This window comes from Psychrobacter sp. AOP30-A2-5, assembly GCF_052378115.1.
In the GTDB taxonomy this organism is placed as follows: domain Bacteria; phylum Pseudomonadota; class Gammaproteobacteria; order Pseudomonadales; family Moraxellaceae; genus Psychrobacter.
In genome coordinates this window covers 56,757-72,122 of record NZ_JBQSXK010000007.1, presented here as the reverse complement: position 1 = coordinate 72,122, position 15,366 = coordinate 56,757, and the positions used below count along the sequence as shown (strand labels likewise).

General features: G+C 42.7%; 9 protein-coding genes. 3 read left to right on the top strand and 6 right to left on the bottom strand.

Annotated features, from left to right (window positions below; genetic code table 11):
• The first annotated feature begins 305 nt into the window (after positions 1–305).
• Both typA and mscL read left to right on the top strand, forming a co-directional pair.
• Entirely contained in the window at positions 306–2,156 is a 1,851-nt protein-coding gene (gene typA, locus ACT3S4_RS07090; RefSeq protein ID WP_055125731.1) for a translational GTPase TypA, read from the top strand.
• 285 nt (positions 2,157–2,441) lie between these two features.
• Positions 2,442–2,885, top strand: coding sequence for a large conductance mechanosensitive channel protein MscL (gene mscL, locus ACT3S4_RS07085; RefSeq protein WP_055125730.1), 444 nt, complete (start codon positions 2,442–2,444; stop codon positions 2,883–2,885).
• Between the two features lie 117 nt (positions 2,886–3,002).
• Here mscL and ACT3S4_RS07080 read toward each other — a convergent pair whose 3' ends face one another.
• The 6 genes from ACT3S4_RS07080 to cysM form a co-directional block, all read right to left on the bottom strand.
• Entirely contained in the window at positions 3,003–3,443 is a 441-nt protein-coding gene (locus ACT3S4_RS07080; protein ID WP_060490428.1) for a hypothetical protein, read from the bottom strand.
• 328 nt (positions 3,444–3,771) lie between these two features.
• The gene (gene mutM / locus ACT3S4_RS07075; RefSeq protein ID WP_444760787.1) at positions 3,772–4,710 is read right to left on the bottom strand and encodes a bifunctional DNA-formamidopyrimidine glycosylase/DNA-(apurinic or apyrimidinic site) lyase; all 939 of its coding nucleotides are present in this window, start codon (positions 4,708–4,710) and stop codon (positions 3,772–3,774) included.
• 53 nt (positions 4,711–4,763) lie between these two features.
• On the bottom strand, positions 4,764–7,316 hold the full coding sequence (locus tag ACT3S4_RS07070; RefSeq protein WP_427549167.1) for a RelA/SpoT family protein: 2,553 nt from the start codon (positions 7,314–7,316) through the stop codon (positions 4,764–4,766).
• Between the two features lie 383 nt (positions 7,317–7,699).
• Positions 7,700–9,241, bottom strand: a complete 1,542-nt coding sequence (gene rlmD / locus ACT3S4_RS07065; protein WP_444760786.1) for a 23S rRNA (uracil(1939)-C(5))-methyltransferase RlmD — start codon at positions 9,239–9,241, stop codon at positions 7,700–7,702.
• A gap of 88 nt (positions 9,242–9,329) precedes the next feature.
• Positions 9,330–10,154 carry a 3'-5' exonuclease gene (locus tag ACT3S4_RS07060; RefSeq protein ID WP_201602199.1) on the bottom strand — a complete coding sequence of 275 codons (825 nt, stop codon included), beginning with the start codon at positions 10,152–10,154 and terminating at the stop codon, positions 9,330–9,332.
• Between the two features lie 56 nt (positions 10,155–10,210).
• On the bottom strand, positions 10,211–11,185 hold the full coding sequence (cysM, locus tag ACT3S4_RS07055) for a cysteine synthase CysM (RefSeq protein ID WP_201501989.1): 975 nt from the start codon (positions 11,183–11,185) through the stop codon (positions 10,211–10,213).
• A gap of 496 nt (positions 11,186–11,681) precedes the next feature.
• On the opposite strand from cysM, the gene ACT3S4_RS07050 reads away from it, so the two are divergent.
• The gene (locus tag ACT3S4_RS07050; protein ID WP_444760785.1) at positions 11,682–15,215 is read left to right on the top strand and encodes an ATP-binding protein; all 3,534 of its coding nucleotides are present in this window, start codon (positions 11,682–11,684) and stop codon (positions 15,213–15,215) included.
• The last annotated feature ends 151 nt before the right edge of the window (positions 15,216–15,366 follow it).

The following is a 15,366-nucleotide window of genomic DNA, read 5'->3' as shown; positions in this document are numbered from 1 at the left end:
CTAATGGGTGGCTTTTTTTTATTTATGGATTGAGAAAAGCAAGTTATTACATAAATTTGTGAAGCAATAATGTTATACTAGCTGCCCAAACATTCTGTAAATTGACAGAATGTACATTAGCATAGCTATCTGTATGATGAATTTATCAGTGTAGATACTTGATTATATTGAAATTATTTGATTAACCGCATCTATTTTGCAGTCTCCCAAAAGTAAGTACTCAATATCTATCTGGTTGATGGTAAAAGTTTATCCAGCGGCGCTTATTGCTACTGCATTTTTTTAAGACGAAACGAGCATTTTATATGGCGAACGATATCAAACACCTGCGTAACATTGCAATTATTGCCCACGTTGACCACGGTAAAACAACTTTGGTTGATAAGTTATTACATCAGTCTGGTACTTTTGGCGACCGTGCAAACATTGCTGAACGTGCAATGGATTCAGGCGATATTGAGCAAGAACGTGGTATTACCATTTTGGCTAAAAATACAGCCATCCGCTGGACAGATAAGACTGATGATACTGAATATCGTATCAACATTGTTGACACCCCAGGTCACGCCGACTTTGGTGGTGAAGTTGAGCGTGTAATGTCTATGGTTGACTGCGTGCTTCTAGTCGTTGATGCGGTGGATGGCCCAATGCCACAGACCCGTTTTGTGACGCAAAAAGCGTTCGAGCAAGGTCTAAAACCTATCGTTGTCATCAATAAAATTGACCGTCCTGGCTCACGCCCTGACTGGGTAATGGATCAAATCTTTGATCTTTTTGATAACTTGGGTGCAACTGATGAACAGCTTGATTTCCCAGTTGTTTATGCCTCAGCATTGAATGGTATTGCAGGTTTGGAAGCTGACGATTTGGCTGATGACATGACACCGCTTTTCAAAACAATTGTTGATGTGGTTCAGCCTCCTCAAGTTGATGCTGACGCACCGTTCCGTATGCAAATCTCAAGCCTTGATTACAACAGTTTTGTTGGTGTTATCGGCATTGGTCGTATTCAGCGTGGTAAAGTCAAAACCAATACTCAAGTAACTGTAATCGACAAAAATGGCAATACCCGTAATGGCCGTATTTTAAAAATTATGGGTTATCATGGTCTTGATCGTATTGATGTTGAAGATGCACAAGCTGGTGACATCGTTTGTATTACTGGTATTGATTCGCTTAATATCTCAGATACGATTTGTGATCCTAGTGCTGTCGAAGCATTACCAGCATTAACGGTTGATGAACCTACCGTTTCTATGAACTTCCAAGTAAATAACTCACCTTTTGCTGGTCGTGATGGCAAGTTTGTGACCTCGCGTAATATCCGTGAGCGTCTTGAGCGTGAATTGATTCATAACGTAGCATTACGTGTAGAAGATACAGAATCTCCTGATAAATTCAAAGTATCAGGTCGCGGTGAGCTGCATCTGTCTGTATTGATTGAAAACATGCGCCGTGAAGGTTTTGAGATGGGTGTTTCAGGCCCAGAAGTTATCGTCAAAGAAGTGGATGGTAAATTACAAGAGCCGTATGAAAACGTTGTTTTTGATATTGAAGATGAGCATCAAGGTTCTATCATGGAGCAGGTTGGCTTGCGTAAAGGCGAGATGACCAATATGGAGCTTGATGGTAAAGGTCGTATGCGTATCGAAGCGACGATGCCTGCCCGTGGTTTGATCGGTTTCCGTTCAGAGTTCTTAACGTTGACCTCAGGAACTGGTATCATGACGTCAAGCTTCTCACATTACGGTCCACAAAAGATCGGTGATGTTGGTGGTCGCTCGAATGGTGTCTTGGTTTCTATGGCGAAGGGTGTTTGCTTAGGTTTCGCGCTATTTAACCTGCAAAAACGCGGTAAGTTATTTGCTGAGCCACAGCTTGAAGTTTACGAAGGTATGATTGTTGGTCTTAACTCACGTAACGATGATATGGCTGTTAATCCAACGACTGCTAAGCAGTTAACCAACGTTCGTGCGAGTGGTACTGATGAAGCATTGACGTTGACTCCAGCAGTCAAGTTCACACTTGAGCAAGCGCTTGAATTCATTCAAGATGATGAATTGGTTGAAGTAACACCTAAGGCGATTCGTCTGCGTAAGCGTTATTTGACTGAAAGTGAGCGTAAGCGTCACGGCCGTGGTAAAAAAGGTGCTTAATATTGAGCCATGAATTACTGAGTAATTTATTGGATTGATATTTTGTAGAAGCATTTGATGCTGTTGTTATTTAATAATGGGCATCAAGATAACTAAAAAATTAGCAGTATAGAGTGAACTAAATATGGTTCATTCTATGCTGCTTTTTTTTGTTGTAATTTCCATAGAATATAGACAGAATAACTGACAGTAGTAGTGTTTCTCACTATTACTCTTAAGGCTCAAGATTGGGTCGACTGTTGAGATACTTATTCGATTATAGATTGGTATTTTGAGGAGAAAATAATGAGTATGGTTTCTGAGTTTAAAGAATTCGCTCTAAAAGGTAATGTGATGGACTTAGCGGTCGGTGTCATTATCGGTGGAGCATTTGCTACTATCACAACGTCCTTAGTTGAAGACATTATTATGCCAATAGTGGCCTTCATAGCAGGTGGCGAAATCAATTTCAAAAACATGTTCTTAGTGTTGGGTGATGCGCCTGAAGGTGTTGCCATGACCTATGATGCTCTCAAAGCAGCTGGCGTTCCTGTATTAGCCTATGGCAGTTTCATTACTGTACTGATTAATTTCTTAATTTTAGCATTTATTATTTTTATGATGGTTAGAATGGTTAATAAAATGCGTCGTAAAGAAGAAGTACAAGAGTTGGTAAAACAACCTTCAGAAGAGGTGCAATTGCTTCGTGAAATTAGTGCTAAGTTAAGTAACACCACTGTTTCAAAATAAAATATGGTGATTTGATTAAAAAAAAGGCTAACACGACGTTAGCCTTTTTTATGGATAATTTATAAATGCATTGTCTTTAATACAGATATATCATTTAACCAGCTGTTAATATAAAGACTATGGCGTAACTACGACATAATCGTTGGTATTAATCAAAATCTCAGATGGTTGGTCAACGACAATACGGACAACATTATCATTCGTCACTTGTGATTTGTAATAATTGTCTTCAGCCACAGTACAACCTAAACAACGTCCCATCGCATCCCAAGGTTCAACAAAAAGTTTCTGCTGCGCCTGATCCGCATTACCACCGATAAGCGAGAAGGGTAGACTAACTAGGTAGGCGGCAGTACCAGCAACGGCACTGACCAGTTGTAGAGGTTTACCCACTACAGTATCAACCACCATTGTCTCATAAGAGGGCCCAAAGTCTGTCTCATCAATTTCTATGGCTGCCAAGGCAGGCTGCATAGTAGCAGCCATTAAACTTAAGCTTGCGGCTATAGTAATGGCTTTTTGCTTAACTGTGCGTTGGTTTTTGGCTTTAACAGTCATAACGATGTCCTAAAATTCATAGTTGGTATGATTATTAGCTGCTGCTATTTCCACACAGAGACAATTTCCCTATATAAACAATGCGCAACGATAAGTAAGCTAAATATATTACAGATGTATAAACATTATGCACTATTTATGTAAGTGCTCATACTATTAAAGCAAGATGTGTGTCAATCAGCAACAAAAATGGCGTGCGATATAATAATCTTAGTGCAAAATAATAGGACACTTAGTCAAGAGTATTGTGCTGCTATATTATACGATTTGATACCTAAGTTATTTTGGTACTTAAGGCTAAACAGATAGTGATAGTTTCAGATAATATTTAAAGGATTGGCTGACAGTTGGGACAGAATACACTGGCGCGACCATTAATTTTGATATTCTCAAGCACGGCATCACAATGCGGACAAGTTTCCCCTTGTCTACCATAGACATTTAATGTCTGCTGGAAGTAACCGGTTTGACCATCTGCTACGGTGAAGTCTCGCAGTGTCGAACCACCAAGCGCTATCGCCTTTTGTAGAATAACTTTAATATGATCGACCAAAATAATCATCTGAGCATGGGACAGTTGGTGAGCGGGGGTGGCTGGATGAATAGCTGATAAATATAGGCTTTCAGTTGCATAGATATTACCGACACCCACGACGACCTGTTGTTCCATGATGACTGATTTTATAGCGCGAGCAATGGGCTGCTTCTTTGATTTGGCTTTGCCAATTGCTACAGTATCAGCACTGTGATCAAGCAAGTTTGACCGTTGAATCAATTGATACAGGTAGTCTGCAGTAAATTCATCTGATAATGGCTCAGGACCTAAATGATCTAATAGCTTAGCACTATAATCTTTGTGCCATAGCACTGACCCAAAACGTCTTGGGTCATAGTAATGTAGTTGGGATTTTGTATTATTAACGCCCTTAAAAACAATGATGAGATGATCATGCTTGCGCTTTTCAGTACCGTAGCTCTGCTGTTGCAGGCTGCCCGACATGCCTAAATGAACCAAAAGTTGACGCGGTACTAACGTAGCAGTTTGAGCCGCAGCGCTATCATCATTGGGTAATAAAGGTAAAAAGTTAAGAATTAAATATTTTGCGCGGCGCTCAACGCTATCTAGCATGTAATCAATCAAGCTATCTAAATCATCTGGCATCGCCCAACGCAGCTTTGGCTGGAAAACTTTTATATCGATAATGCGTTGCCGTAATAACGGTGCAAGGCTGGTTTTGGTTGTTTCTACTTCAGGCAGTTCAGGCATGATATTTTTATAATAACCTTATGATTCAGCGGACGTATTTTGTGATTTTATATCTAAGCGACGGCGCGGCGAGCATGCAAGATACCATGCTGTTGCTCTAGTTTCGCTAAAAGCTTAGATAGGTGTGCCAATCCTGAAACCTCAATATGAAATTTCAAAAAGGCAATGTTATCATCATTGCTAAGCGTCTCAACTTGACGAATATTGACATTTTCTTTATCAATAATTTGCGTCAAGTCACGCAACAGTCCGCGTCTATCATACGCTTCTACGTGAATATCAACGGGTTGATAACGACCAGCTTGTACCCGCCACGAAGCCTCTATTTCGCGCTCAGGATCGCGTTCAATCAAGCGTGAATATTCAGGGCAACCACGATTATGGACACTGACACCTCGTGATAAGGTGATGTAACCAGCAATTGGCTCGCCATGTACAGGGTGGCAACAGCCTGCTAGATTGATTTCTATATTATCCAGCCCATCGATACGAATTTTATAAGCATCGATTTTTCCTGCCTCTCTAGCATCTATACTTGGCGCAAAATTTTCTGGCGGTCTTTCAGGTTCTAGGTGTAGCTGACGAGAGATGTGGCTGGTGAGTTGGTTGAGACCAATGTCGCCTGTGACCAATCCAACGATAATATCATCAGTCGTATTAACATGGAAATGCTGAATATAGTCGTTTAAATCGATGCTATTGGGATGTACCGATAATCGTTCAAGCTCTTTACTGAGCATTTGACGACCAATTTCAATGTTCTTATCACGGTCTTGCTTATTGAACCATTGACGCAGTTTTGAACGTGCACGGTTGGTATGAATGTATCCAAGTGAAGCAACTAGCCAATCACGGTTGGGCTCACGTGATGCTTTGGTGATAATTTCAACTTGTTCACCCGTTTTGAGTTGATAGGTTAATGGTACATAGCGCTGATTGACTCGCGCAGCTTGGGCACGATTACCGACTTGTGTATGTACATAATAAGCAAAATCAAGAACGGTCGCCCCTTTTGGTAGTTCAGTAATGTCACCATCACGGCTAAAGATATAGATGCGTTCGAGCTCGTCAAAGTCAACGAGTTGCTCTTCTTCGTCAAACTCCATGCCCTCTATTTCTTCACCAGTTAGTAAAGATGAGCGCGGTTGGTTACGGGTTTCATTATTGATAGATAACAGTTGGCGCAGCGAGCTGATTCTTTGATTAAGATAATTGTCTTTTTTATTCTTTAGACCTTCTTTATAGTTAACATGAGCACACATACCAAGCTCAGCTTCGAAGTGCATTTCATGAGTACGAATTTGCACTTCCAGTGACTTGTTTTCAGCAATGACTGCCGTATGTAGTGAGCGATAACCATTGGACTTGGGGTTGGTAATATAGTCATCGAATTGTTCAGGAATATATCGCCACAAGCCATGTACCAATCCAAGCACGTGGTAACAGTCTGATGGGTTGGTGACCAATACTCGCAGCGCGCGAATGTCATAAAGCTGATCAAACGATAAGCCTTTGAGCTTCATTTTTCGGTAGATAGAGTAGATATGCTTGACTCGTCCAGAGACCTCACCTTCGATATTAGCCTCTGCTAGTGCTTCATTAAGCTTATCTTGTACACGCTGAATATAGGACTCGCGTTCGCTGCGTTTTTCGGAGAGCAGTTTGGCAATCTCTTTATAGCGTTCAGGCGCAAGGTAGCGAAAGGCTAAGTCTTCCAGCTCCCATTTAAGTTGCGCAATGCCCAAGCGATGCGCCAGTGGGGCATAAATAGTCATGACTTCACGCGCCACACGATTCTGACGCTCTTCATTAGAAAAGGTCAATTCGCGCATGGCGAAAGTACGCTCAGACAATTTGATAAGCACGACGCGTACATCATTGGTGACGGAGATTAGCATGCTATAAATATTAGATAGCTGGTCGCGCTGATTGTTTACGAAGTGATCTTCTAGACGCTTATTGCTTTCAATAATCTCAGACAGCTTACCCATTGCCAAGGTATCTTTGACGAGGGTCGATATGTCTGCACCGAATTTTTTCTCGATATCAGCGAGGCTTATGATTGATTTTCGCGCACTACGATAGAGCATTGCAGCCACAAGAGCGTCTTCGTCTTGGTATAGATAGGTCAATATATCTGTCATGCCAATACCCGTGACATAAGCACCTGAACGCTCAGATTCGCTGGTATTCATATGACTGCGAATAAATTCACAAGCAGCATTCAAGTGAGGTACAGAATCTTGTCCGATACGTTTGGCGACATTGTCTAACCAAGTGGGAACATCAATATTGACTTGATCTAAATCAATCGCTTCCAGCTCTTTATCTGAGAGAGCATTATTTTTATCTAAAAGCGGGTTATCAGAATATTCGTTTTCAAGCTTTGGATCATGACTATGAAAAGCATGTAGTGCTGAGCGATCAAAAGTGGTGTGTAGTTTATGAGTGGACAGCTGGTATTTGATATCGAGGGGGATTTGGGCATAGCTATTGGCAGACTGGTGCGAGCGTTGGCTCGCGACCAGTTGAGCGGCAAGTGCTGCACTGTCGGCTTGGGTAGTCTGTCCATCCACCAGCGGTAATCCTTCACGAATTTTTACCATAGCCGACTCCTCTTAGCTATTTTGAATTGATTATAACCTCATCTACTATGCACACACGTTGAACTTACGATTCATAAAGTATCAGCTATAAACCAATATAACTGCTAAAAAATCTGTTTTTTAGCAGTCATAAAATGCGCGTAAAATATATAAAGCTATGAGTGCAAACGTTCACAAGAATGGAAAAAACCAGCCTAGGAATATTGTTTACTATTATCTCACTTTAAAGAGACAAATCAAGCGAGGCTATGTAATGTCTGCGGTTAATCAGGATAAATAACCATCATTTTTTGCCACCGCTTGACTCAAATTTTGAATCAAGCTCAGTGACATGCACTATGGCTATTGAATGCTCTGAATCGATTACTTAACCGTAAATTGAATTACACCGCTACTTTTTCAAAACGAGCGATGGACTCAACATGACCAGTATGACAGAACATGTCCATCACGCCAGCATGAGTCAGACGATAGCCTTGCTCTAATAATGCTTTTGTATCACGGGCGAGGGTTGCAGGGTTGCAAGAGACATAAACGATTCTCTCAGCGTTAAATTTCGGCAAGTACTGCATAATTTCCCAAGCACCAGAACGCGGCGGATCGATCAATAGCGCATCAAAGCCCTGATTCGCCCAAGGTTTATCCGTACAGTCTTGCGTCAAATCTTGGCTATAAAATTCTGTATTATTGATGCCATTACGACGTGCGTTATCGGCTGCACGTGCGGTCATCGCTTCGCTACCTTCAACACCAACCACACAACCTGTCTCACCAACGAGGCGTGCGAGTGGCAAGCTAAAGTTGCCTAGACCACTGAATAAATCAAGTACGCGTTCACCTGCTTTTAAGTCTAACAAATCGCAGGCAAGCTTGGTCATTTGACGATTTACGGACAGGTTCACTTGGGTAAAATCTGTCGGGATAAACTCGAAAGTCAAATCGTATTCTGGCAATTGGTAATACAAACGACCAAATTGCTGGCTCATGTCATCATCTTCAGTCAATGCAATACGCTGGATACTGTCCGCACCTTTAGACTGCAAATATAGCTGCCAGTTGCGTGCGGCAAAAAACACTTTTAGCTTTTCTATATCAGCGTCTGATAACGGCTCCAAGTTGCGTACGATAAGGGCAACGGGCTGATTGCCATCTGGCAGCTCAGGCATCTCCTCACCCATGGCCAACTCAAGCTGAGCAATCTTGTTACGGCTCTCTAGCGTACTAATCAGTGTTTTTAAGTTTTCAATCTCAAAACCAATTCTTGGATCTAAAATATGACACTCATTTAATTCTGCCAAAAAGTTACTTGAGCGCTCACGAAAACCGACAAGCGCGGTTTCTTTTTTGGTGACATAACGCACACCCAATCGTGCTTTGGTACGATAACCAAGACGATCACCAACCACTGGAGCGAGCCAGTTATCAGGCGTGACATTGGCTTGGTGGATCAGCATTTCAGCCAGTACAGATTGCTTAAAGTTGATTTGACCGTCTGGCTGCCAGTGTTGCAAATTACAGCCACCACACACCCCAAAATGTGGGCAGGGCGGTACGGCACGTTCAGAATTTGGATTGGCAGTAATACTGACAGCCTCGCCTTCTTCAAAGCTGGCACGGCTATTGGTTATTTTGACCAAGGCACTTTCACCTGGCAATGCAAAGCTTACAAAGATTTTTTTGCCATGTTTGTCTTCGATATGGCCATCGTCTATACCAAAACCATTACCATAAACGGCAACGCCGCGACCATCATGCGACAAACCATCAATGGTGAAGGGCAGAGGTTCTGCATCCTTTAGACGGCGGCGTGTCTTTGATGAGGGTTTAGATTTTTTCTTATTAGGCGGAATAGTAATCGTTTGGGTCTCGCTCGTTGCTGGCGTAACATCAGAGGTTGTAGACGCTTTTGAATCGGTGGGTTGCATAAACCTGCCTTAATAATAAATGATAAATAACTAAAAAAATGAGGATAAACGCGATGTCTTATAACGCGCCTTCATATAACTTCATTTGTTATGATGTGGGCGCAGATGACCAATCAGCGATGAAGTCTTGATGGCGGGCATGACCATCCGCTTGGGTATATTTTACTAAATAGTCATAGCTCTGCTGCTGCCAAGCGTCAAAATCTTGTGAGGATAATTGTCCAGTTAAACGCAACCAGCGCAAATAGATTAGCCATGTATTCATGACGTCAGACTCGCAATAAATAGACAGCGTTTGCCAGTCATTAGTGCTGACAAGCTCACCAACCATACTACCGTCGACAGCTGTTTTACCCGGTAGACCATATAAGCTTGCGACAATATCCATGGCTTCGCGGCGGCTGGCACCATACTGGCTAAATCTGTCCATCAAATCAAGGTGACGCGTGTGGAAGCGATTGACGTAATTATCAAAGCGCATATTTTTGATGCGCTCGCCTTCTTCAAATAACCATGGCGCTGATAAGTCGTATTGCATAGCCCGATATATCAGTACAGGAATATCGAAACCTGAGCCATTCCAACTAATAAGCTGTGGCAGCTTTTCAAGGTCACTAAATGCCCGAAAAAATTTGGCAAGAATATCTTTTTCACTGAATTTATCAGCGGTCAATGAGAACAACGACAACTTGCTATCTTTGATATATAGCGCTGAAATACAGACGATACGCTGCAGTGGCAAGCGCATAAAATCATGCCCAGCTTCTTGTATTCGAAGCGCTGTGAGTGCACTCAATGCATCTGCATCATTCAACTCTGCCAATTGCGGATAGATACGGCGCGCCGCATCGGTATCAGCGACAGTTTCGATATCAAAGACCAATATAGGGTCGGATGGTAGAGCTTGTAACATAAGAAATCCTGATTGAATCAACTAAACTGAGCAGCGTTGTCTGTACGTTAATTAATTTATGTGCGGTTATCGACATTGCTGTCGTCAATATTGTCGTCATTAATATTGTATAAACCCGTCGACAAATAACGATCGCCGCGATCACAGACAATAAAGGCGATGACGGCATCAGGGTTTTCTTTAGCGACTTGTACGGCAGCCCATGCTGCAGCACCTGATGAAACGCCCGCGAAAATACCTTCGGTTTTGGCCAGTTTGCGCATATAAACTTCTGCGATACGCTGATCCACATCCATGATTTCATCAATCAAATCTGCGTTAAAGATACCCGGCATGTAAGCTGCAGGCCAGCGGCGAATACCAGCAATCGAAGCTTCTTCATCAGGCTGTAGTCCGATGATTTTGATATCTGGATTTTGTTCTTTGAGGTATTGCGATACACCAGTAATGGTACCAGTGGTGCCCATTGAGCTAATAAAATGAGTGATTTTCCCTGCCGTTTGCGCCCACAGTTCAGGCCCTGTGGTCAGGTAATGGGCTTGACTGTTGTCAGGGTTATTAAACTGATCCAATACGATGCCTTTGCCATCTGCTTGCATTTGCAGCGCTAAATCGCGTGCGGCTTCCATGCCTTCATCCACCTCGATTAACGTCGCACCATACGCAATCATGGCATCTTTGCGCTCTTGAGTTGAATTGGTTGGCATCAGTAGCGTTATCGGATAGCCACGCATCGCGGCGACCATGGCTAAAGCGATACCCGTATTGCCACTCGTGGCTTCAATCAGCATGTCGCCCGCTTTGATGTCACCGCGCTGTTCTGCTTGATAAATCATATTAAACGCAGGACGATCTTTAACAGACCCCGCTGGATTGTTACCTTCAAGCTTGGCCAGTAACGCAGCACCATTGGTCAGCTGCTCTTGCTCAGGTAAGCGCTGCAATTTAACCAATGGCGTCTGACCGACGCAATCAGCAAGTTTGGTGACTTGAGTAATGAAATTAGGGTTGGAGATAGCCGTTGCGGACATAAAGTATCCTTGTTAATTTTTAAAATTGATTTTTAATTACCGTTTATTTTTTAATTGTCATTTTGATTTTTGAATAAATATCTTGATATGGCTGCTATTGAGTGAAGTGAGTGATTTGATTGTTAATGACATTTCTGTCGCTTTAACCAAATAGCAATAAATGAAAAGTTGCGTCATTATATCATTTTGTTTTTGGCTACGCTGAAGGCATCAAGAGATTTTGGTAAATGAGTGGTGTTTAAAAAGGGCTGGACAGTTAAAATGCCTTTGCATTATAGCCACTCACCATGATCGATGAAATGCGTTATAGTTATGGCAATATATAGGTACGGCAATAACAAGAATCACTAAATTTTATCATGGGTATGCAGTTATCATTTTTGAAATGACGATAGCTTTGAAATGAGCACAGCCCCTAAAAATTTTATTATTGGCTAACACCGCTTACCGCCGCTATTGATTCATAGTGCAATTTTCTGTAGAGAGTAAAGCTAGTATGGCATACAAAAAACGTTTTGATACCAGCAGTGCGTATGGTCAGTTGATTATATTGGTGTTTTTACCCATTTGTATCTTGGCAGCGGTGGGCGGTATTTTGGTCTTTTATGAGACCATGCGTGCTAGCAATTCCGAACAAGAAGTATTGGCGGAGGCGGTGCTGATTCGTTATACCCCAGCGATTGCAGAGCTAATCCCTGAGCTGTTAGCGCAAGAGCGCCAGCAAGCAGACGGCGAACCCAATTCGGATGGCGAAGTTAGAGCAAATGATGCCACTCAAACGACCATCACGAAGCTTGAGGAAATACAAGATAAGCTGGGTCGTATGCAGTCCGAGCAACATGTACAGCGTATTGCGATCATCAATGAAAGCAATCAAGTGCTCGCTGCAGTCGGTTATGGACTGAACGAAGCATGGCCTGCAATAGACACAAAAAAGAATTTTTTATCGCAGCAACCAACGCCTATTGGAACCGCTTATGGCAGTGTGTTAGGGGAGTTTGAAGGACAAAAACTGTGGCTACTCGTCGATATGGACAATGAACCACTCTATATCGCCCGCTACCGTATCGCCATGGCGTTAGTGATTACCGGCTTGTTCACCATTTTGATTTTATTGCTGAGTTTAAATATTTATTCAAAGCGCTGGATAGCACCGATCTATGAGCTACGTTTGCAGTTGCAGCGTACCCATGTCGACAATCTGTATCAGCCTATTCCCGTTGAGTCAGATGGTGAGCTGAACTTATTGCAGCAAGACTTGGTCAAAACGCTACGCCGCCTGCATAGAAGCTTTCAGGAGTTAAAAGACCATGCCGAGCAAACCGAGGATGATTTGCGCCTTGCGTTTGATGAGATGGAAATGCAAAACATCTCTATTCGTAATGCACGTGATGCGGCAATTTCAACCAGCCAAGCAAAATCGGCGTTTTTGGCGAATATTAGCCACGAGCTGCGCACGCCATTAAACAGTATCGATGGCTTTATCAATTTGCTGGCAAGGCATGGCGAACTAAATCCTGAACAAGATTTGTACGTGCAAACCATACGTAAGTCATCAGCACACTTGCTCGCCTTGGTTAACGATGTTTTGGATTTCTCTAAGATTGAGGCAGGCAAGTTAGTACTTGACCGTCATGAGTTTGACCTTTATGACACCATTTATGACGTAGTCGATATGCTTTCGCCTGTATCCGCAGAAAAAGGTCTGCGCATGGCGGTGCTGTTTTATAATGATGTACCGATGCGCATCAATGGCGACGCCCTACGCCTCAAGCAAGTATTGACCAATATCGTCGGCAATGCTATTAAATTTACCGACAGTGGCGATGTGGTAGTGCGCGTCAGCTTAGATGACCATCGTGATAATTATCTTATGATCAGTGTGCAAGACAGCGGTAAGGGCATCTCTTTAGCTGATCAAAAGATGCTGTTCCAAAGCTTTAGCCAAGGCGACCCTTCAATCACTCGTCAGTATGGCGGTACAGGGTTGGGGCTCGTTATTTCCAAGCAATTGACGCGGCTGATGGGCGGTGATATTGGCTTTCATGATAATGCTCAAGAGAATATTGCCAATCAGGGCGCAACGTTTTGGTTTCGGATGCCAGCACATGTCGATGTGTTGGAAGCTGCTACTGGTCAGACGATTGAGCTTCCAGTCTTGGCTCCGCTGGCGAGTGAGACCGATGAGTTTAATGTATTGGTATGGATCAATCATACCGCTTCTATACAAGTGCTCAAAGCCAGCTTGCAATATTTGCCGATTAAATTGACCCAAGCCAACTCCTTACCAGGCGTACTTGAGTCATTAAAAGAGCATGGTAATTATTGGGATTGGGTCATCGTCGATGATGATACCCAAGACGATATGATGGCATTACTCAAACAAATTCGTCTGCATTACCAAGGTAAGCTTGCGGTATTTGGCTATCAAGTTGCTGCCGATCAAGCATTATTAAATCGTTATCATGCCAATATTTTGTATGAGCCTTTAGACAAAAGACAGCTCTATGCTATGCTCGACACCCAAAATCGCAGTACCAAAAAAAGCGTGCAAGAACCGCGCTGGACAGGGGTGACGGTACTGGCAGTCGACGATCATCTGCCCAATTTGTTGGTGCTCGATGCATTGCTCAGTGAGATTGGCATCCAAGTCATCACAGCGAGTAGTGGTTTTGACGCCATAGAAATTATCAGTAAACAACAAACCAAAAATATCAAAACCACGAAAAATGATAAGCAAAGTCTGTCGAATAAAACGCAAATCTCTAAAGCTGAAACGCGCGATGAAGTAAACAAGAAATCAAATATTACGCTTTATGAAGAGGTGAATACCGACGATAAAGTTGCTACTCAGGATAAAGGTCATATTGATCTAATATTCATGGACATCCAAATGCCGCGTATGTCAGGGCATGAAGCTGCAAGACAAATTCGCAATATTGAAAATGATGATAGCCGTATCCCGATTATTGCGTTGACTGCGCATGGTTTGGCTGATGAGCGAGACAAACTGATCGCTAGTGGCATTAATGACTATGTGGGTAAGCCCATTAGCCAGCCTCAGTTGTTACAAGTGCTGCAAAAATGGCTTGGACGTACAACGACAATGCCGCAGTTAAAAGCGTTGCCTGATACCAATCTGCACAGTACTGATGTGCAGACCTTCGATTTATCAAAAGAGAACTCACACTCTAACGACTCACAAAATAGGGAGGCTGAAACGTATTCAACGTGGCCATCAGACTCTACAACCATTGCTTATCCTATGGTGAAAGGTGATGAAAATAACCGTCATAGCGGTTCTAATACAATCAATCAGCCAAAAATAACGCGTCCTTTATCATTGAAGAAAATTCGTGATAATTACTTGCGAGACAGCCAACCACGCGAGGACTATAGACGCGAAACACCGCGCGACACCCAGCCACGCTATGAGAACTTGCGCTTACATAAACAAGGACAGTCGCCACTATTAAAGCCATCAGAAACACCGATAAATAGTGCTCGCGATGGAGTGGTAACGCCTACAAATTCCCACACATATGAGCAAGAAACAAAGAATTGGGACAGCAGTCACCACCATTTAAGCCATTATTCTTTGGGGGCTAATGAAGGTGATGGGTTTGCTATTTTAGATTGGCAAGACGCGTTGACCCGCTCAGCGAATAAGCCCGACTTGGCAGCCAAGCTTATCATTATGATGCTTGATACTATTAATGATGAAAAGCAAGCGCTAACGCAAGCGTGGGATACCCGTGATCGCAGTATGCTAGCGCAAATTGCCCATCGCATCTTAGGCGGTAGTCGTTATACCGGTGTGCCGCAATTACGTCAGGCCAGTCAAGACCTAGAAGATAAATGCTTGCTGAATGTCCAACACACCACCCCTGCGCAGTTTGCCATGCTTGAGCCATATTATGCCGCATTAATAACAGCGTTAAATAACTTGCAGGCGCTGGATTTATCAGCCTATCCTCAGCTCAATTATCATCGTTTGAGTGAAAATGATATGACGTGGAAAATGATTTAGAAGTGATGGTTTTATGACATTAACGATGAATCGAATCGTTGCAGTCAGTTATTGATGAGGTAGCGTCGTAACAAGGCTGTTAATATTGTTGCCATCAGCTTTAGACGTATCGGCATCATATTTAGATGCCATTTCTATTTTATTCATGAAT